The organism is Psychrobacter jeotgali (genome assembly GCF_904846315.1).
GTDB classification, from domain to species: Bacteria; Pseudomonadota; Gammaproteobacteria; order Pseudomonadales; family Moraxellaceae; genus Psychrobacter; species Psychrobacter jeotgali.
In genome coordinates, this window is the sequence record NZ_CAJHAF010000001.1 from 3,002,301 (window position 1) to 3,021,183 (window position 18,883).

17 protein-coding genes and 1 tRNA gene are annotated in these 18,883 nt (G+C 43.2%); 13 read left to right on the top strand and 5 right to left on the bottom strand.

From position 1 onward, the window contains the following. Nucleotides 1-195: 195 nt before the first annotated feature. Complete coding sequence (locus JMX18_RS12460) at nucleotides 196-810, top strand: fasciclin domain-containing protein (protein ID WP_201588060.1); 615 nt, start codon at nucleotides 196-198, stop codon at nucleotides 808-810. Between the two features lie 275 nt (nucleotides 811-1,085). On the opposite strand, the gene JMX18_RS12465 is transcribed toward JMX18_RS12460, so the two are convergent. Next, the gene (locus JMX18_RS12465; RefSeq protein WP_201588061.1) at nucleotides 1,086-2,654 is read right to left on the bottom strand and encodes an alanine/glycine:cation symporter family protein; all 1,569 of its coding nucleotides are present in this window, start codon (nucleotides 2,652-2,654) and stop codon (nucleotides 1,086-1,088) included. A gap of 883 nt (nucleotides 2,655-3,537) precedes the next feature. Between JMX18_RS12465 and JMX18_RS12470 the strand changes: the two genes are divergently transcribed. The 4 genes from JMX18_RS12470 to JMX18_RS12485 all read left to right on the top strand — a co-directional run bounded on the left by JMX18_RS12470 (nucleotide 3,538) and on the right by JMX18_RS12485 (nucleotide 7,294). After that, nucleotides 3,538-4,152 (top strand): LemA family protein, encoded by a 615-nt coding sequence (locus tag JMX18_RS12470; RefSeq protein WP_201588062.1) that lies wholly within the window; start codon nucleotides 3,538-3,540, stop codon nucleotides 4,150-4,152. Nucleotides 4,153-4,369: 217 nt separating this feature from the next. Next, complete coding sequence (locus JMX18_RS12475) at nucleotides 4,370-5,536, top strand: TPM domain-containing protein (RefSeq protein WP_201588063.1); 1,167 nt, start codon at nucleotides 4,370-4,372, stop codon at nucleotides 5,534-5,536. A gap of 149 nt (nucleotides 5,537-5,685) precedes the next feature. Beyond that, a complete protein-coding gene (locus JMX18_RS12480; protein WP_201588064.1) occupies nucleotides 5,686-6,216 on the top strand; it encodes a TPM domain-containing protein in 531 nt (176 codons plus the stop codon). A gap of 79 nt (nucleotides 6,217-6,295) precedes the next feature. Beyond that, a complete protein-coding gene (locus JMX18_RS12485) occupies nucleotides 6,296-7,294 on the top strand; it encodes an adenosine deaminase (RefSeq protein ID WP_201588065.1) in 999 nt (332 codons plus the stop codon). Between the two features lie 29 nt (nucleotides 7,295-7,323). Here JMX18_RS12485 and JMX18_RS12490 read toward each other — a convergent pair whose 3' ends face one another. After that, complete coding sequence (locus JMX18_RS12490; RefSeq protein ID WP_201588066.1) at nucleotides 7,324-8,118, bottom strand: SIR2 family NAD-dependent protein deacylase; 795 nt, start codon at nucleotides 8,116-8,118, stop codon at nucleotides 7,324-7,326. Nucleotides 8,119-8,150: 32 nt separating this feature from the next. Between JMX18_RS12490 and JMX18_RS12495 the strand changes: the two genes are divergently transcribed. Further along, nucleotides 8,151-8,522, top strand: a complete 372-nt coding sequence (locus tag JMX18_RS12495; RefSeq protein ID WP_201588067.1) for a hypothetical protein — start codon at nucleotides 8,151-8,153, stop codon at nucleotides 8,520-8,522. A 104-nt stretch (nucleotides 8,523-8,626) separates the two neighbouring features. On the opposite strand, the gene JMX18_RS12500 is transcribed toward JMX18_RS12495, so the two are convergent. Next, nucleotides 8,627-8,703: transfer RNA gene (locus tag JMX18_RS12500), tRNA-Arg, on the bottom strand. Nucleotides 8,704-9,073: 370 nt separating this feature from the next. Here JMX18_RS12500 and JMX18_RS12505 point away from each other — a divergent pair. The 4 genes from JMX18_RS12505 to queF all read left to right on the top strand — a co-directional run bounded on the left by JMX18_RS12505 (nucleotide 9,074) and on the right by queF (nucleotide 12,707). Next, nucleotides 9,074-9,703, top strand: a complete 630-nt coding sequence (locus tag JMX18_RS12505) for a c-type cytochrome (RefSeq protein WP_227674660.1) — start codon at nucleotides 9,074-9,076, stop codon at nucleotides 9,701-9,703. Between the two features lie 323 nt (nucleotides 9,704-10,026). Next, a complete protein-coding gene (locus JMX18_RS12510; RefSeq protein WP_201588069.1) occupies nucleotides 10,027-10,989 on the top strand; it encodes an ABC transporter ATP-binding protein in 963 nt (320 codons plus the stop codon). A gap of 32 nt (nucleotides 10,990-11,021) precedes the next feature. Beyond that, nucleotides 11,022-11,795 carry an ABC transporter permease gene (locus JMX18_RS12515; RefSeq protein WP_201588352.1) on the top strand — a complete coding sequence of 258 codons (774 nt, stop codon included), beginning with the start codon at nucleotides 11,022-11,024 and terminating at the stop codon, nucleotides 11,793-11,795. A gap of 45 nt (nucleotides 11,796-11,840) precedes the next feature. Further along, nucleotides 11,841-12,707, top strand: coding sequence for an NADPH-dependent 7-cyano-7-deazaguanine reductase QueF (queF, locus tag JMX18_RS12520; RefSeq protein WP_201588070.1), 867 nt, complete (start codon nucleotides 11,841-11,843; stop codon nucleotides 12,705-12,707). A 151-nt stretch (nucleotides 12,708-12,858) separates the two neighbouring features. Here queF and JMX18_RS12525 read toward each other — a convergent pair whose 3' ends face one another. Beyond that, a complete protein-coding gene (locus tag JMX18_RS12525; RefSeq protein WP_201588071.1) occupies nucleotides 12,859-14,583 on the bottom strand; it encodes a proline--tRNA ligase in 1,725 nt (574 codons plus the stop codon). A 471-nt stretch (nucleotides 14,584-15,054) separates the two neighbouring features. Between JMX18_RS12525 and JMX18_RS12530 the strand changes: the two genes are divergently transcribed. Both JMX18_RS12530 and JMX18_RS12535 read left to right on the top strand, forming a co-directional pair. Then, on the top strand, nucleotides 15,055-15,819 hold the full coding sequence (locus JMX18_RS12530) for a DUF4230 domain-containing protein (protein ID WP_201588072.1): 765 nt from the start codon (nucleotides 15,055-15,057) through the stop codon (nucleotides 15,817-15,819). A gap of 125 nt (nucleotides 15,820-15,944) precedes the next feature. After that, nucleotides 15,945-16,157 carry a hypothetical protein gene (locus tag JMX18_RS12535; RefSeq protein WP_201588073.1) on the top strand — a complete coding sequence of 71 codons (213 nt, stop codon included), beginning with the start codon at nucleotides 15,945-15,947 and terminating at the stop codon, nucleotides 16,155-16,157. 81 nt (nucleotides 16,158-16,238) lie between these two features. On the opposite strand, the gene JMX18_RS12540 is transcribed toward JMX18_RS12535, so the two are convergent. Further along, the gene (locus JMX18_RS12540; RefSeq protein ID WP_406947376.1) at nucleotides 16,239-17,804 is read right to left on the bottom strand and encodes a cryptochrome/photolyase family protein; all 1,566 of its coding nucleotides are present in this window, start codon (nucleotides 17,802-17,804) and stop codon (nucleotides 16,239-16,241) included. Nucleotides 17,805-18,198: 394 nt separating this feature from the next. Here JMX18_RS12540 and JMX18_RS12545 point away from each other — a divergent pair, with 394 nt between their 5' ends. Then, nucleotides 18,199-18,879: a phosphoribosylanthranilate isomerase gene (locus JMX18_RS12545; protein WP_201588075.1), complete on the top strand. Its 681-nt coding sequence runs from the start codon at nucleotides 18,199-18,201 to the stop codon at nucleotides 18,877-18,879. The last annotated feature ends 4 nt before the right edge of the window (nucleotides 18,880-18,883 follow it).

Here is an 18,883-nt window from a genome sequence, read left to right on the forward strand (position 1 = left end):
GGTAAAGTAAGACAATAAGCTAGGTCTATTTGCCTACTGTTGAGTCACCATTAAACTCTAAGCGTTCAATTAATTTTTCACAACAGCTCAATTAACGACAGTTATCTTTTGTTTTTTGTTAAACACTTCTAGTTTTAAACTATCTTATTCGTCAAGTAGAAAGTTCTACTGATATTTATCTCCAAGGATGTAACCATGTTAAAAAAGACTTTATTATCTCTAGCAATTGCAACCAGTGCTATTACTTTAGTAGCCTGTAATGATACAGAAACAGTCGTTGATCCGGTTGAGACTGAAACCACTCCTGATGTTGTTGTTGATGAAACTGCAGTTGAAGCAGAGCCAATGGTCGAAACTGATCCTATGGTTGATACTGAAGTAGTTGCTACGCAAAATATCACTGAAATGGCTGCTAGCAACCCTGATTTATCAACTCTAGTTGCAGCTCTACAGGCGGCTGGATTGGATCAAACACTAGCAACAGATGGCCAATTCACAGTATTTGCGCCAAATAATGCCGCTTTTGAAGACTTGCTAGCTACGCTTGGCGTGACTCAAGAAGAGCTACTAGCCGATAAAGATTTACTAACCAGTGTTCTTACTTACCATGTGGTACCTGATACTACAGTAATGGCTGCTGATATCCCTTATGGTAATGATATTACTACCGTTAACGGTGCAGCATTTAACATTAGTGATGCAAACGTTATCACTGGCGCTAATGGTGGTACGGCTAATATTACTGCTCCAGATATGGTAGCAACCAATGGCGTTGTTCACGTTATCGATACCGTATTATTGCCACAGTAAACGTATTTTGATCCAATCATTGATATTCTTATAGTCAAACAAAAGGCCTAGCTATTAATGCTAGGCCTTTTTATATCTAAAATACTATCTAAGGTACAGGCGTCGTAAAGGTTGATTAACGATAGCTTTCTAGTATTAGCTTAAATAACTTAGGAGCAAAAAACTGTAAAGCCTTAATCGTAAAAACCCCCAAGATATAAAATTTCGGGGGTTTTCATTACAAGTATTAATTAATTATAAGTATTAAACAACCTATCACTTACAGCAATAAATTATCAAGGCTCTTTACGCAGGGCTTCTTGCTTAAGCAATTCTTGCTCTTGCAAATGACGCTCTTCCCAGTAAGTGGCATTTTTAACACCAAACTTCTTAGGATCGAAAGTAAATCTCTTGTAACTGGTGCCGCCACCCGCTTTGAGCTGTGCCTCATAATCGCGCAAGATATCGATAGCTGGACGTGCTACAAAGAAGATGATGATAATACCGACAATATTAAGCCATGCCATCAGACCAACGCCAACATCGCCAAGGCCCCAGATATAACCTGAGCTATTAAGTGCGCCATAAGCCACCATAAACATAATAATTAACTTGACAATGAACTGACCCGCTTTACTAGCGCCTTTACCCATAGAGCGGGTTAGGTAGGAGATATTAACCTCAGCGATATAGTAGTAGGCCAAGATAGTCGTAAAGGCGAAGAAGAATACCGCTACGGCAATAAAGGTATTACCAAAAGTACCATAAACTGATTCCATCGCCATCTGAGTAAAGGAGGGCGAGTTGATCTCAATATCTGCCGCTACGTTTTGAACAAGGAACTGACCGTCTGCTAGCTCACCTTGGATGTTGTACATACCGGTAGATAAAATCATAAAGGCAGTAGCAGTACAAACTAATAGCGTATCAACGTATACTGAGAACGCCTGTACCAAACCCTGCTGAGCAGGATGATCTACCGCGGCAGCAGCCGCAGCATGAGGGCCTGTACCTTGACCGGCTTCATTGGAGTAGATACCACGCTTCACCCCCCAACCGATAGCGGCACCAAAACCAGCTTGCGCAGTAAAAATGTCACTAATGATCATTCCAAACACTTCTGGAATCTTACTAAAGTTAGTAAACATGATAAGTAAAGCCAGTAAAATATAGCCTAATGCCATAAAGGGAACGGCGTATTCTGTAAAGGTTGCAATACGCTTGATGCCGCCAAAAATGATAAATCCTAAGACTGCTAGGATAATACCTAGAGCGATAAGGCGAGTTGAACCGGTCTCCATACCTGCAAAGCTCATGGCTGAGCCTTCGCCTGCTACCTGAGCGACGGCGTTGATGACCCCGTTTGCTTGTACGCCGGGCAAGAACACCCCGCAAGCAATGATAGAAGCAATGGCAAACAAAATACCGTACCACTTTTGACCGAGCGCGCGCTCAAAGTAATAAGCTGGACCACCACGGTATTCGCCGGTGACGACATCGCGCTCTTTATAAATCTGACCTAAGGTGGACTCCACATAAGCAGTAGATGCACCTAAGAAAGCTACTACCCACATCCAAAATACCGCACTTGGACCACCGAAACCAATAGCAGCAGCGACCCCAGCGATGTTACCCATACCCACGCGCCCAGCGAGGGAAACGGCTAGTGCCTGAAAGGATGAAATGCCATCGTTATCAGGTTTGCCTCTAAATAATAGTCTAAGCATCTCTTTAAACAGCCGCACTTGTACGAAGCGCGTCATAACAGAATAAAAAAATCCTGCTAATAAACATAATCCTACTAACCAATTGCTCCAAATAAGTCCGTTTGCTACATCGACAAACTTTACTAAGTACTCTTCCATATTAATATTCCTAGTACTGTCTCAAAGTAGTTAGGGCTTATATGAGTACGGTTATTGCAATCAGTATTCATATCTATCTAACTACCGAGGATGGATTATAGTTGTCTGTATTTATCCGCTTGGCTTATTATTAGTAAGGCGCCATACTCGTTGAATATAAAGCCCACTATTAACATAGATATCAGCTGCGGTCACAATTCCTTTTGCTGTTTTTTGCTGCGATATGATGACATCATCTAGTAAATGATGAGTAAAATAACGAATAAACCAGCGGATAAAACAAGTTTTTATCATTGAATACTTACTTAACCGCTTAGAAACATACAACTTTTAATGAACAGTAATCGATGCTTGGAGTGGATTGTTTAGTTAAGCTCATGCTATAGGTTTAAAGTGAGTTTTTAGCTATAGTTTGGTCTTAATAAACAGCTAATAGGCAGATTGTCTAGTATCTAAGCTGCTAATAGGCTAGAGTAAGCTGATAATTAGCGATACCTAGCTAGCAGATGCCTAATAATTAATAAATCAACTACCAATTGTATGCAAACCATACGGTTACGTAACTGCAATTTGCCACAGTTTGGTAGTAATTACTAGATTTTTCTTTAATTTAAGTAGGTTTATTTTAATTAAATTCAGTTTTAGATCGGGCATATAAAGCCATATCGTATCCTTTATTGTTCTACTTATTGTCCACAAGACCTAAGCAAACAGGGCATGACTACTGTGAGAATTTGCGGTTGTTTTTTGGTAACGATGAATTGTAAAACGCTAAAGTTATCGCCATTATTAGCACAGAGCCAGACACCTAAATCTAGATACCAGAATCTATGTAATACTTATAAACAGGTTCTGTAGAATTTTACCTTTTGGAGAGATGAGCATGAAACGGCAGTCTATTATAAAACCTATATTGTTATCAGCAGTACTAGCTACTTCAACTGTTGGCTTAAGCGGTTGTGGTTATAACAGTTTACAGGCACAAGATGAGCAGGTTACCGCCTCGTGGTCAGAGGTTGTCAACCAATATCAGCGCCGTACAGACTTAGTACCGAATTTGGTAGAAGTGGTCAAACAGTATGCTGAACAAGAACAAGAAGTATTCACCCAAGTGGCGGCAGCCCGCTCGCAAGCAGGCGGCATTACCGTGACTCCTGAGTTGTTGAATGACCCAGAAGCTATGGAGCGTTATGCTGAAGCGCAAGCGCAAATGACAGGAGCGTTATCTCGCCTAATGGCAGTTTCTGAGCGTTATCCTGAACTAAAATCTGATGCGCTCTTCCAAGACTTGCAGGCGCAGTTAGAAGGCACTGAAAACCGTATTGCGGTCGCCCGTAACCGTTATATCCAAGAAGTTCAAGGCTATAATACAACCGTGCGTCAGTTCCCAACCAACATTACTGCTAAAGTATTCGGTATGGATGCCAAGCCCAACTTTACGGTTGCCGATGAAGAAGCCATCTCAACCGCACCGACTGTTAACTTTGGCGATAACTAATTTTATTGATAAATAAGTCAGTCACAATAAATAAAGCGGCTCAGTTGGATAGGTATTCATGCGCCGCTTTATTAATCTTTGCTAGCTCTCAATAGCTATAAGCAATGGCAACAGTAGCTATAATTAATAGCGATAAAGTTATTAAGCTTGCGATTATTCCTTGCTTAATAATATTGGTAAAACCCGTACAAGTGTCACTTAAGGTGGTAGAGATCAGATGAATAACGCTAAAGCAATCATGTCCGTATTACTATTCACTCTAAGTGCCAGTAGTGCAACGGCGCTATATGCCGCCCAAAATGATGAAGTGGCTATCGCTACTGATAACTCGGCTGCAACTACGCAGAGCCGTAGTGTTGAGGACCTAGTTGCTATCGCTAAAGCGGCTGAGTCTAACGAAGCTATCAATGATGCTGTACTCGGAAATGAAGCTATTAACGAGGCTATATTAGGCAACGATGCCATCAACCCTAATGCAGCTAACAACAGTGCGGATACAACCAATAGAGAAACGACTACCACCCCGATCCAATCAACGGCGACAGGCGTCGATGCTGATAAACTGATTTTGAACAATCCAGTAGTTGATCAAGCTAATATCCTAAATCCTCAAGAAAAGCTACGTTTGGAGTCTCAGCTTCAAGGTATCTATCGGCAAGGCTTAGCGCAAGCGGCAGTAGTCATCGTACCCACAACCAATGGTGTCCCTATTTTTGATTACTCGTTACAGGTCGCTGAGGAATGGGGTTTAGGCGAAGCCGATACTGATGATGGCTTGCTGATATTAGTCGCTGTTAATGATAGAAATATGTACATCCAGTCCGGCTATGGGCTAGAAGGCGTCCTACCTGATGCAGCGCTCAACCGTATTATTCGTGAAGATATCACTCCTTATTTTAAGCAAAATGACTATGCATCGGGCATCTTGGCTGGGGTTAATAGTATTGAAACCCGTCTGACCGCTGACCCTGAGGTGTTGGCGCGCGCTGATGAGCAAGCTGCGGCACGAGAGGCACAGCAGGGGGCAGATGAGCTGCCTTCACCGATTTTCTTATTTATTATGGCGATGATATTTGGTAGCTTTATTACCAGTATCTTTGGTCGTGTCCTTGGTTCTATCTTGACCGCTGGCGGCTTTTTTGCAGGTTCGCTTGCTTTAGGCGGCGGCTTCTTTATGACTCTGATAATGGCCATATTTTTGTGGATGTTCTTAATCTCACGGGGCTCAGGTGGTGGTCGTGGAGGACGCGGCGGCGGTGGTGGCGGTGGAATGATATTCCTGCCAGGTATGGGCGGCGGTAGTAGCGGCGGCGGCTTCGGTGGTGGTGGCTTTGGCGGCGGTGGTGGCGGCTTCGGTGGCGGCGGCGCTGGTGGTTCGTGGTAATTTAGACTTAAAAACTATCTTGGCCTTGGTGTCATAGCCTCTAAGTAATAAACTTAGCATTATAGCGCAGCAAATGTATAGCATAAAAGCGATTTGGCTTTATACTTACCTGCTGACAGTGAGCAATAGCGTAATAAGGATTTAATATAATGACACAAAACAACCTACCTGCATCAAAGGCAAGCCTTGCTCGTTGGTGGCGTCAAGTCCTGTATGTACCTATGCTACACAGCAGGTGGCTCACCCCAGAGAGCAAAGCGCGCCTGACGGCAAAAGTGACTGAGGCAGAAAAAGGTCATCGCGGTGAGGTGTTTTTAGTGATAGAAAATCATCTGCCGATTCAAGCGGCGTATCATATAGATTGTCATGAACGTGCTATTGATTTATTTAGTGAATATAGGGTGTGGGATACTGAAGAGAACACTGGAGTCTTAGTTTATGTCAATCTTTGCGAGCATGGTTTAGAGATTGTCGCTGATCGAGGGATTAGCACCCATGTCAGTCCTACGGTATGGCGAGCGATGTGCGATAAAGCGCTGGCGGGTATTGCCAATAATAAAATAGAAGAGAGCTTAAGTGATCTGCTAAATGAAGTGGGCCAGCTCCTGCGTCAATACTATCATTTAGAGCACGACCCATCGGGTAATGAGCTGTCTGATACCGTGGTGTTCTTAAAGTAATACTATTATCATAGATAGTATTATCATCTCAAAGCTAAACATCAAGCTCGTATATAAAGGACGGTCTAAGATTCCTATTATGATTAATCTAATAAAAAAACTACCCAAAGCTGAACTACATTTACATATTGAAGGCTCACTAGAGCCCGAGCTGATGTTTAAGTTGGCCCAAAAGAACCAAATAGATATCCCTTATAAAACCATAGAGGATGTGCGCCAAGCTTATAACTTTACTAATCTGCAAAGCTTTTTAGACATCTATTATGCCGGTGCCAACGTCCTTGTGACCCAAGACGACTTTTATGATTTGACGTGGGAATATATCCAAAAATGCGTTGAAGATAACGTGGTGCATACCGAGATATTCTTTGATCCGCAAACCCATACCGCTAGAGGTATCGCTTTTGAGACCGTGATAAATGGCATAAAGTCAGCGCTAGATGACGCCCAAGCGCGTTATGGCATCACGTCCGGTATTATCATGTGTTTCTTAAGACACCTATCGCAGCAAGATGCTTTTGACACCTTAACCCAAGCTTTGGCATATAAAGACGATATTACGGGCATTGGACTTGATTCAGCAGAATTAGGCAATCCGCCGTCAAAGTTCAAAGAGGTCTTTCAACAGGCGAAAGAAGAAGGCTTTAAATTGGTCGCTCATGCGGGTGAAGAAGCTGACTTTTCCTACATTTATGAAGCGATAGATTTATTAGCTATCGATAGAATTGACCATGGGGTGCAATCCATCGGCAGTAATGAGCTGATGCAAAGGCTAAAAGCGGAGCAGATACCGCTTACCGTTTGCCCAAACTCAAATATTGAGCTCAAGGTCTTTGACAGTTATGAGCAGCATAATATAAAGCAGCTATTGGATTACGGCCTGAATGTCTGCGTCAATTCAGACGATCCTGCTTATTTTAAAGGTTATATCAATCAGAACTTTATCAATTTATATGAGCACTTATCATTAACAGAAGATGATATTGTGACTTTAGTAAAAAACTCTTTTAGATCCTCATTTATAGATGACGACCTAAAAGAGCATTATTTAAATAAAGTGGATCAAGCTTTGCGCTAAATACTGATTTTAGCTCTAGATTACTGATTTCATTCTTCATTGAGCTTGTGGACTAAATGCGGCATAACCATGCCCGCTTTTTCAGCCAAAGTAATATCCACCAAAGTATTGGGCGTAGGATTCGGATTAATCTCGATGACCTTAGCGCCATTACTTTTGGCAAGCTGCGCTAAACCTGCGGCTGGATATACCAAACTTGAAGTACCAATACTGATAAACACCTCACAGTGCGCTGCGCTATCCTCTGCAGTCTGCCATGCCCCTGTAGGTAGCATCTCGCCGAACCAAACGATATCGGGGCGGATATAACCGTCACAATGCGGGCAATTTATCAGCTCACTATCAAAACTCAAAGTGCTCTTATCCACGGTCTCTGATTGGTCGCCATAAGGTCTATCACACTGACTACAGCGGTTGCGCCATAGATGACCATGCAGATGGGTAGTGGTACTACCAGCCTGCTCATGTAAGTCATCGACGTTTTGGGTAATTAGGGTCACTTGTTGCCCCTGACTTTCAGCACGCTGCTGCCATTTGGCAATAGCATGATGGGCCGGGTTTGGCGCTTTATCGTGTACCAACTGCCGCCGCCATTGATACCACGACCAAACCAATTCAGGATCACGCATAAAGGCATCTATACTGGCCAAATCCTCGGCACGGTACTGCTCCCATAATCCGGTTTGCTTATCACGAAAGGTAGGAATACCGCTTTCGGCTGAAACACCCGCGCCCGTCAAGATACAGATACGCTTTGCCGACTGCAATAAAGTTGCCGCACGCGTGACTTCTGATGTTAATTGTGGGGATAATTCTGCTAACATAACCAAAACCTCGCTAATAATGGATATCTCCTATGATAGACGGAATATGGTGGCTTGTCATATTACTGGTAATCGTTGCTGCTTTGTGGTTGATCGCGCACCTACGTGGCAGTAAAGTGGGTAAAAATGGAAAAACGGTTAACAATAGCCATAAAAGCCCAAAACCACTGACTAACGACAGCCTACACAAGCTTAATGAGCTTATCCGCCGTCATTTTCCTGAGTATCAAGTGAGCCGCCGTGCCAATCATCTATTGATTACCAAACAGGGGATAAAAGTGGCGATGCTAACGATAGACAAAAGCGTAGCGATGGGGCAGCGCCGTTTAGGAGAGGTGCCGGTTATCAATTATCACCGTGTCCCCAGCCGTGCTCAGCTCAGTGCTCATTTGCAGGATAGCTAGTTTTAAGCGTAGATAGCTTTTAGGCTAATCAATAAAGCTTGAAAGTGGTTGAGTGTTTTTATAGATTTTAGGGGAAGTGCCAAAGAAAGGCAAAATACAATAAATGGTGCGCTCGGCGGGAATCGAACCCACGACCCTCGGCTTCGGAGACCGATACTCTATCCAACTGAGCTACGAGCGCATAATAACAGTCAACTTTATAAGGATAATAATTTTGACTATAAATAACAGCCTAGATTAAGCTGTTTGAAAAATAAAGACCGCCTAGTCTAACAAATAAAAGCTAGAATGCCAACGCTCAAAGCTCGCTTGTAAGGTTTTTTAAGAAAAAACAAGATAGTCTACAAACAAGCATGGCAATTTACCACGCTTTTCCCTTATAATGTCAGGGAGAATATATTCATAATCACCGATTACAAATAGGTTCGCAGTTTAAATCAAGGTCTGCTACTGTTAATTACAGATTATCAGTAGACGCTAGACCAGCTATTTAATCCCTGCTGGCCATTTGTATATGTAATAAGAGAACGTGACGAATGAGAAAAGTAGTTATGTTATCGGCAGCTGCCATTCTAGGAATCGCTAGTATCGCGGTGAGCCAGGCTGAAGATATTGTAGATACCCCTGTAACTATCTCTGAGGTAGAAGAGGCGCAGGAAGTCGTTGAGGATGCGCCAGAAGTATTGGGCGATGAGACTCAAGCGGCCGCTGATACTGGAGAAGGCGATGCGGTAGCAGATGCTGCCGCTGAAGAAACCGTACAAGCTGCAGCTCCTGCCGTTGAAGAAGAGCCGATTCCTGAAGATACCCCCCAAGTGCAAAAGCTCATCGCTTTGTATCCGAATCTAATTGCTCGTATCCAACCAGTCGGCAATATCTGCTATGAAGGCGAAACGTGTAATGTGACCACACGTGCAGCGAGTGCCTCAGCTGATGGTGGCCCTCGTGATGGCGCTACGGTCTACAATGCTGTATGTCAGACTTGCCACGCTGCGGGCTTGCTAGGCTCACCAATTTTAGGTGATGCTGGAGCTTGGGGACCTCGTATTGCCAAAGGCGAAGAGACTTTATACACCCATGCGATTCAAGGTTTCAACGCTATGCCTGCTAAGGGTGGCGCGGATATCCCTGATGAAGAAGTTCAAAACGCTGTAGATTATATGATTAGCGAAGCCAGCTAGTTTTTCTAGCAGAACTTTTAAGTTATGGATTGGACTTAGCTATTTATAAACGATGCTGACTCATGCGCTGTATTATGAGCAGCAATGATTTATGTTTAATCCAGCTATGTTGTTTTATTTATAAAAAAGCGCCTATTTTATTTGGTAAGATAGGCGCTTTTTTGTGGCTGATGATTAATATTATCAATAACATTGTTATAGCTAAAGACAGTTGAAATTAGACATCAGAAGCCTCATTTCAACCCATTAAGTTATCTACTTTATAGATTGTTATTTTTAATCAATGCTACTAAATCAATTATTAAATAAATATAGAGGTCTTCATGTCAGAGGTACCAGCGCTTGCTGTCAAAAACTTGTCCAAAACCTATGACAATGGGTTTACAGCATTAAAAGACGTCACTTTAACCGTGCCACAGGGTGGTTTTTTTGCCCTATTAGGGCCAAATGGTGCTGGCAAATCGACGATGATTGGCATTATTAGCTCATTATTCAAGCCAACAACCGGTAGCGTGCATATCTTTGGTACTGATCTGCTAGAGAATCCGTCGATTGCCAAACAGTATCTGGGAGTCGTTCCACAAGAGTTTAATTTCAATCAGTTTGAAAAGGTTGAGGATATTCTGATTACTCAAGCCGGCTACTTTGGAATACCTGCCAAAGAAGCTAAGCCTCGAGCGAAAAAACTGTTAACCGCCCTAGGATTGTGGGACAAACGTGATAATAAAGCACGCGAGTTATCAGGTGGTATGAAAAGACGCTTGATGATTGCTCGAGCTTTGATACATAAGCCCAAGTTATTAATTCTTGATGAGCCCACTGCTGGGGTGGATATTGAGTTACGCCGCTCTATGTGGGAGTTTATGCAACAAATTAATGTGGAAGAAAACACCACTATTATTTTAACCACGCATTATTTGGAAGAGGCTGAACAGCTTTGTAAGCGCATCGCTATCTTAGATCATGGTGAGATTCGAATTAATACGGATATGAAAGATTTGCTCGCCCAGTTATCGGTTGAAACCTTTGTACTAGACGTGAGTAAACCGCTCGAGCATCCCATAAAACTAACGGGGGTGACTGAAGTAGTACAGCCGGATGAACTCACTCTTGAGGTCACTTTGACTGCTGGAGAGTCACTAAATGGCGTGTTTACGCAGTTGTCTGAGCAGGATGTTAGCATCGCTAGTATGCGTAACAAATCCAATCGTTTAGAAGAGCTATTTATGCGTTTAGTAGAGAAAAACGTTCAAAATGAAGACAGTATGAAGGAGTCAGGTCTATGAATCAGAAAATAGTGGTAGACCCTAATGAAACCATGTCATGGTCTAAAAAGTGGATTGCTTTTCGTACAATATTACTAAAAGAAGTTCGCCGAATTCTAAGAATTTGGCCACAGACCTTATTGCCACCGGTTATTACTATGACCCTTTATTTTGTTATTTTTGGCAGAATGATAGGGGATAGAGTGGGCGAGATGGGCGGCGTGCCCTATATGCAGTTTATTGTGCCCGGGCTTATCATGATGGCAGTCATTACCAATAGTTACTCCAACGTGGTTTCGAGCTTTTTTAGTGCCAAATTTACCGCTAGTATTGAGGAGTTGCTGGTTTCTCCAGTCTCCAAACACGCTATATTAATGGGCTACATCGGGGGTGGTATCTTTCGCGGATTGACCATCGCTATTATTGTCTCTATCGTCGCTTTGTTCTTTACCGATCTTGGTATTGAGCATTTATTTGTGACCATATTTACTGTACTGGGCACCTCCATTTTGTTTTCTTTAGGCGGCTTCATTAATGCGGTGTTTGCGCGCTCGTTTGATGACATCTCTATTATTCCAAGCTTTGTCTTAACACCATTAACTTTCCTCGGTGGGGTATTCTATTCGATGGAAGACCTATCCGAGTTTTGGCAAAACGTTTCGTTATTGAATCCCATTGTCTATATGGTGAACTCGTTCCGTTATGGTATTTTGGGCTATTCTGATGTGAACGTATTCTATTCGATGGCAGCTATTTTTGCTTTTTGTGTGGTGTTTTATGTCATCTCTTATCGTCTGCTCAGTGATGGGTCGCGGATCCGCTTATAAATTGAGTTTTCAAAATAGCTATATTTTTAATTTTAGGAAGTAACCATGAGTATCCACGGTATCTTAGGTGAGCAAACTACTGATTACCCAACTGAGTACAGCCCTGAAACCTTATACCCTATTGCTCGCAGCATGGGGCGTGATGTTATTGGTTGGCAAACTGATAAGCTAAGAGTTGGTATCGACTGGTGGCACGCTTTTGAGGTGTCATGGCTGAACTTGCAAGGTATCTCGCAAGTAGAGATAGCTCGTTTTAGTGTGCCTGCGAGCTCGCCTTATATTGTCGAGTCCAAATCGCTCAAGCTATACTTAAACAGTATTAATTTTACTGAGTTTGCTCAATGGCAAGACGTCCAAGCGTTGTTAGCGAAGGATTTATCTGCGTGCGTGCAAAGCGAGGTGCAAGTTGAATTGTTTGCTTTAAACGATGATAAGTCAGAGTTTAGCATCCGCCAACCTAGTGGCGTTTGTATCGATGAAGCCTTAGCTGACAGCCAGCACAAGGTGCCTTTGACCGCTCATCCCGATGCTACATTACTGCGCAAAAGTGATGCAGCCACCAGTGAAGCTGAGCGCGATACTAGCGAGCCTTATGAGTTTTATTCTAATCTACTGCGTAGTAACTGCCCGGTAACCAATCAGCCTGATTGGGGAACTTTAGCGGTTTCTATCAATAGTAAAGATAAGGTCGATAATGCCAGTATGCTACGTTATATCTTAAGTTTTCGCCAACATAACGGCTTTCATGAGCAGTGTGTGGAGCAGATATTTGCTGATTTAAGTCAATACTATCAGCCTAGCGAATTAATAGTCCGTGCTTGGTATACCCGCCGCGGCGGTATCGACATCAACCCTTGCCGAGTTAGTGATGAGTCGTTGTTGCCAGCGCCCAGTCGTTTAATTCGTCAATAGTTGCTTAGTTTTATGTCCACTATCAATCCATAATCATAAAAGCACACATCCCATATAAGCTATAAACTACCGAGCAAAAAAAAGCGCCTATCTTATTGAATAAGATAGGCGCTTTTAAGTTTCTGCTATTGATAAACGTTATGGCTAAAAATTACTTAGCACTCACTTTTGCCAGCACTTCTTCACGGCTAAGCATGAGCTTTTCATTCTCACGGCGATTGACATATTCGTACTTATCTTCAGCCAAGTTACGGTCAGAGACTACGATACGATGCGGAATACCAATCAGTTCAAGATCAGCAAACTTAACGCCTGGACGTTCATTACGGTCGTCAAGTAGCACATTGACCCCTTGCGACTTGAGCTGTTCGTATAGAGCGGTAGCGGTCTCCATGACGGTATCTTCTTTTGATTTCATTGGTATGATAGCGACTTCAAACGGCGCAATCGAGTCATCGACCGATGGTGTCTGTGGCCACATAATACCGTTTTCGTCATTATTCTGTTCGATGGCAGCAGCGATGATACGACTAACGCCAATACCATAGCAGCCCATCATAAGGGTAACGGGCTTGCCATCTTCACCAGATACGGTAGCATTCATCGCTTGCGAGTATTTATCACCCAGCTGGAAGATATGACCGACTTCGATACCACGTTTGATTTTCAAAGTGCCTTTACCATCTGGAGACGGGTCGCCTTCTTGTACATTGCGCACATCAACGATACGAGTAATACGTGCATCACGTGCCCAGTTCATACCGATAGTATGTTTGTTCACCACATTAGCGCCAGAAACAAAATCTGATAAAGTAGCCGCCGAGCGATCGACAAACACTGGCATATCCAAATCAACGCCGATATAACCTTTGTGCAGACCAGCTGCTGCTAACTCTTCGTCTGACGCCATAGTTAATGGGACGTTGGCTTCTTCAATTTTCTCGGCTTTGATGGTATTTAGCTGATGATCACCGCGTAATACAACGGCAATAAGCTGCGGGGTGTCGTCTTCTTTATGACCATGTACAATCAAGGTTTTGACCGTATTGGCAAGCGGGATATCTAAGTGTTCAGCGACCATCTTACAAGTGGTCATGCCTTCGGTGAGTACATCTTCGCGCTCTTGCTTTGGCGGTTGGCGCTCAGCCATATTGAATGATATAGATTCGGCAAGCTCAACGTTGGCGGCATAGTCTGAGGAATCAGAAAAAGCGATATCATCTTCACCACTGTCCGCTAATACATGAAACTCATGCGAGGCAAAGCCGCCGATAGAGCCAGTATCTGCTTGTACCGCACGGAAGTTTAAGCCTAAGCGGGTAAAGATACGCGTATAAGCTTCATACATGTCATGATAAGTCTTCGCGAGCGAAACTTGATCGACATGGAACGAGTAGGCATCTTTCATAGTGAATTCACGCGCGCGCATAACACCAAAACGCGGGCGAATCTCATCGCGGAATTTACCTTGAATCTGGAAAAAGGTAATCGGCAGCTGCTTATAACTACGTAACTCACTTTGAGCCAAAGTAGTAATAACTTCTTCATGAGTAGGGCCAAGCACAAAATCGCGGTCATGACGGTCTTTGAAACGCAGGAGCTCAGGACCATAGTCCTCAAAACGTCCGGTAGTCTGCCAAAGCTCAGCGGGCTGAGTCATGGGCATCAGCACTTCTTGCGCACCGATGTTTTGCATCTCTTCACGCACGATACGCTCGACTTTTTGCAAGACGCGTAGCCCCATGGGTAACCAAATATATAATCCAGAAGCGATTTTACGAATAAGACCGGCTCTCACCATCAATTGGCTTGAAGCGATATCGGCATCACTTGGGGTCTCTTTTAGAGTAGCAAACAAAAATTGACTGGCTTTCATAAGTAAAGCGAAACCTTATCTTTAATAAAGAATAAATAAGGCGCTTAGCACTCGGCTGATATATTGATCTGCCGCCGCCAGCTTGCCTTTATAGATAGTAGAATGTTTTTAGTAGCTATTAAATTCCGGTAGCTACTAGTAGCTAAGTGTCATTAGCTCTGTTATCACATTAGCTCTTTTATCAATAATAACAACTGATTCATCTAAACGGATATTTTATCGACACAATCAGACTATGTTAGGTAAACTTAGCCTAAGACGCAATGACTTTTTTTCTTTATAGAGCTGAACGATGATAAAGCTTTGAAATAGTATTAAGAAAAAGTGGTCAGTAATTGTAAGGGATTGGTAGCTAAGACTTGAAGTACTCCTACAATAACGTCATTAATAACAAAATATCGGTTTATTGCTTATAATAGCTTTGTAACTAGCAGTAACATAATTGGTGCTAAAAACGATAAGGTAGCAAATATGAAAACGCCTAATAACCTACAGTCTACAAAAGCTAAGAGTAATCTAAGCAAATATCCCAAACCTAAACAGCCGTTTGCCCTAGTGTCGTGGCTGCTATTAATTATTGGTCTAGCGGCGTTGATATTTGCGGTGGTGACTGCCAAAGATAGTCCGGATGAGCCGGCGATAGAAACCGTCACTCGTGATGGCGTCGTGACTCAAATTCAGCAGCTGAATCGCCTAGAAACGGTGGCATTTAGCGTCGATACGGTCATTACTAGTCAGCGCCCGGGTAGTTGGATGAAGCTGTGGCAGGATGAACAAAAGGGCTTGTTTATTGCCCGTGGTAGAGTGGATGCTGGCGTCGATCTGAGCGACCTTACCCCCGAGATGGTACAGGTAGTACAGCCTTCGGAGCAACCAAACAACAATGAAAATGAGGCGCAAACGCTCGATGCTAATAACTCAGTCTCTATCATGCCGCACATTAATATCACTTTGCCGCAGTCAGAAATATTTTCAGTTTACTTAGATGATATCGAGATTTATGACTGGCAAACGGGTGCTTTTGGTCTTATGCAGGTCGATCCGAAAATCTTGCAACAAGCGCAAAGCATGGCCAAAAAAGAAGTGTTGGAACGGGCTTGCCGTGGTGATGTAATGAACATGGCTCTACAAAATGCCCAGTCGCAGATTCAGCATTTATTTGCTATGACAGGAGCGGTGGTAACGGTTACCACTCAAGGTGCTGGTGCTTGTCAGATGCCTGCAAATACGCCTTAGTATAGGATACAGCCTATGCCAATAAAGCTGAATCATTGAAATTAGGGTATACTAGTCCTTATTTAGCACTCATAAGCTGATTATGAGTGCTTTTAAAGTTATGGTAAAGGTAAAAGGTGGCCTATATGACAACTCCTAATAATAAACCGTCTGCTGATTCTAAGCGCAAAGTGACTAAGCGACCCAAATCTAAAGATGCTTTACCCTTGTCCACTTGGATACTATTAATCATCAGTTTTAGCTTGTTGGGCTATGCTATTTACAGTATTCAGACCCGTATAATAGAGGCACCTGTCAACAATAGTGAAGATAAAGCTAAGGTTACTCAAGCGCAGTAGCCAAAATTAATGTAGCTGAAGTGGCTTTAATTAACACAGCCATAATAAGAACAGCTATTCATTAAAATGTATCACACTCTATTATTCTTTTTTAAACTCAGCAATAGCCAATTGCCGAGCTGCTTTATGTTCTACCATGGGCGCTGGATAGTTAATACGGGCAAACTGACCGCCTTTTTTCAATGCCTTACGCAGCTTATCTTCACTATGTAAAATGCTGGCAGGAATGTCTTTGAGCTCAGGCAGCCAAGTCTTGATAAAGATCGCTTTTGGGTCATGAGAACTAGCTTGGCTAAAAGGATTCATAATACGAAAGTAGGGCGCAGAATCGGTGCCTGTTGAAGCGCTCCATTGCCAGCCGCCATTATTGGAGGCAAAGTCGCCATCGATGAGCTGCTGCATAAAGTAACGCTCGCCCCAGCGCCAGTCAATCAATAGATCTTTGGTCAAAAACATCGCCGTAACCATCCGTAGCCGATTGTGCATAAAACCTGTGGCATTCAAACAGCGCATAGCCGCATCAACTAAAGGCACACCTGTCTTGCCTGTACACCAGGTGGCAATATCATCTTGGTCATACGACCAGTTAATTTTTTTATCGATCTCATCTTTATAAGCTTGATGGCGAATTAATGCGGGTTTGTCTACCAGTACATGGCGGTAGAAATCACGCCAAGCCAGCTCGCTAATCCAGCGATTGATATCGTCATTGTCGCTATCATTACCATGAAGCTTGTTTTGTGCTTTTGCTGCTTGTAAATAGCAGCGTCTAGGGCTAAGCGCGCCGATAGTCAGATAAGCGGATAATTGACTAGTGGCATTTAGGCTGGGTACGTCGCGGCTTACATCGTAGTTACAAATGTCATCAGCGATAAACTGTGCTAAGCGTTGGCACGCTGCTTTTTCACCAGCGGGATAATCTTCACACGCCTTGGTAAGTTGCGCTTTGTAGTCAAGATGAGCGGTGACAGTGTTGGTTTTGGCGTTTTTTGTGCTATCTATATAATCGCTACTGACTTGTTTGCTTAACTTCTCAATCGTATCTACCGTATGGGCTGATATGGCGTTATCTAGCGTCATGGACTGATAAGACATTGCGCTTGGATTGTTGGCTGAAACTGCCTTTGCCTCGTGCAGTTCCATATTGCCAACTTCTAAAGTATGTCGCCATTTTTTATAAAAAGGGGTAAACACTTTATACATGCTGTCGCCATCATTGGTAGTGATGGTTTTTGGCGGTAGGATACATTGGTCATGCCAGCGGATAAACTCGATGTCTTTTTTGGTTAGCTGTGCAGATAGCTCTTCATCGCGTGCGATCTCATTACCTTCGTATTCATGATTGGCCATCACTAGGCTGATATTTTGTATAGTGCAAAGCTCATTAATCGCCTCGATACAGTCATCAAACTGCGCACAAACATAAACGCTGAGCCTAATATTCAATTGAGATTGTAAGTCCTCGGCCAAAATAGGCAAAGTGCGTCCGATATGATTTACTTGAGCTGGCGAGGTATCATGAGCTTGCCACTGCTCAGGAGTCAAAAAGAAGACGGCGCTGACAAAGGCATTGTCTTGCCTAGCACGGGTACATAGCGCTGCCAGTGCAGTATTATCATGGAGACGTAAGTCGCGGCGAAACCACATCAAATAATGCGGCGAGCTGCTGTTAGGATTATTGCCATTAGTACTTTCCTTATTACTACTCTTATTACTGCTCTTAATATTATTATTAGCGTTATTATTAGGTGTAGACCCGTTCTTTGGCATTCAATTATCCTTTTCTCAATCATAAACAAAACTATCAATAAAAGTATGCTAGGATAAGTTTTTGGATGCAATGCATTTGCGGCTGAAATAACAATTTATTATCATTAACCTCGTTAATATTATCGTCAACAAGATATAGTCAGCGGTTACTAGGCGTTTGGCTCTTTGAACCAACTCGTGTCGTATCTAAAAAACCATATTTAAAGCACTGTGTTTAGAGCCGTGTGTTCAGAGTGCCAGAGTGCTAAAGCACCGTAATTAAGGTTAAGTCATGCAGGTTAAGTTTTGCGGTTTTACCCAGCTTACTGATATTCATGCTGCCACCCAGTTGGGTGTGGATGCCGTTGGTTTGGTGTTTTATCCGCCAAGCCCACGAGCGGTGACCCAAGCGCAAGCGCAAGCGCTAACTGCTGCTGTACCGGCTTTTGTCAGCGTAGTAGCGCTGGTGGTCAATATGCCCGCAGCGGAGCTCACCCAGCTTGCCAATAACGTGAGCTTTGATATTATTCAATTCCACGGTGATGAGTCTCCTGATGAGTGCCAGCAGCTGGCAAGCGCGGTCAATAAGCGCTGGATTAAAGCGTTACGTATCAATGCTGAGCAAGATACTGTAGATAGCGTCAAAGCAAAGATTGAAGCGTTTGCCAAAGCAGGCGCCAGCAGTATTTTACTGGATGCTTATCATCAGCATAAATATGGCGGCACCGGTGCTAGCTTCGATTGGGATTTGATTCCAAAGGATAGTCCATTACCCATCATATTAGCAGGCGGGCTTGATAGCGATAAGGTTACTGACACGCTTGATCTGCCTATTTATGCTGTCGATGTTAGCGGCGGTATTGAGTCTGCCAAAGGCAAAAAAGATTCGGCCAAAATGCGTGCCTTTATGAAAGCGGTCAAGCGCGATCGATGGCAAAACGCCACGCTAAATGTAGCGAGCCTTTCAATATAAGTAG

Excerpts from the sequence above, each read along its gene's own strand:
- JMX18_RS12525 (WP_201588071.1), bottom strand. The coding sequence starts at position 14,583 with ATGAAAGCCAGTCAATTTTTGTTTGCTACTCTAAAAGAGACCCCAAGT.
- JMX18_RS12480 (WP_201588064.1), top strand. The coding sequence starts at position 5,686 with ATGACACAAAACAACCTACCTGCATCAAAGGCAAGCCTTGCTCGTTGG.
- JMX18_RS12495 (WP_201588067.1), top strand. The coding sequence starts at position 8,151 with ATGATAGACGGAATATGGTGGCTTGTCATATTACTGGTAATCGTTGCT.
- JMX18_RS12545 (WP_201588075.1), top strand. The coding sequence starts at position 18,199 with ATGCAGGTTAAGTTTTGCGGTTTTACCCAGCTTACTGATATTCATGCT.
- queF (WP_201588070.1), top strand. The coding sequence starts at position 11,841 with ATGAGTATCCACGGTATCTTAGGTGAGCAAACTACTGATTACCCAACT.
- JMX18_RS12535 (WP_201588073.1), top strand. The coding sequence starts at position 15,945 with ATGACAACTCCTAATAATAAACCGTCTGCTGATTCTAAGCGCAAAGTG.
- JMX18_RS12475 (WP_201588063.1), top strand. The coding sequence starts at position 4,370 with ATGAATAACGCTAAAGCAATCATGTCCGTATTACTATTCACTCTAAGT.
- JMX18_RS12505 (WP_227674660.1), top strand. The coding sequence starts at position 9,074 with ATGTTATCGGCAGCTGCCATTCTAGGAATCGCTAGTATCGCGGTGAGC.
- JMX18_RS12530 (WP_201588072.1), top strand. The coding sequence starts at position 15,055 with ATGAAAACGCCTAATAACCTACAGTCTACAAAAGCTAAGAGTAATCTA.
- JMX18_RS12490 (WP_201588066.1), bottom strand. The coding sequence starts at position 8,118 with ATGTTAGCAGAATTATCCCCACAATTAACATCAGAAGTCACGCGTGCG.
- JMX18_RS12510 (WP_201588069.1), top strand. The coding sequence starts at position 10,027 with ATGTCAGAGGTACCAGCGCTTGCTGTCAAAAACTTGTCCAAAACCTAT.
- JMX18_RS12515 (WP_201588352.1), top strand. The coding sequence starts at position 11,022 with ATGTCATGGTCTAAAAAGTGGATTGCTTTTCGTACAATATTACTAAAA.
- JMX18_RS12470 (WP_201588062.1), top strand. The coding sequence starts at position 3,538 with ATGAAACGGCAGTCTATTATAAAACCTATATTGTTATCAGCAGTACTA.
- JMX18_RS12465 (WP_201588061.1), bottom strand. The coding sequence starts at position 2,654 with ATGGAAGAGTACTTAGTAAAGTTTGTCGATGTAGCAAACGGACTTATT.
- JMX18_RS12485 (WP_201588065.1), top strand. The coding sequence starts at position 6,296 with ATGATTAATCTAATAAAAAAACTACCCAAAGCTGAACTACATTTACAT.
- JMX18_RS12460 (WP_201588060.1), top strand. The coding sequence starts at position 196 with ATGTTAAAAAAGACTTTATTATCTCTAGCAATTGCAACCAGTGCTATT.
- JMX18_RS12540 (WP_406947376.1), bottom strand. The coding sequence starts at position 17,804 with ATGTGGTTTCGCCGCGACTTACGTCTCCATGATAATACTGCACTGGCA.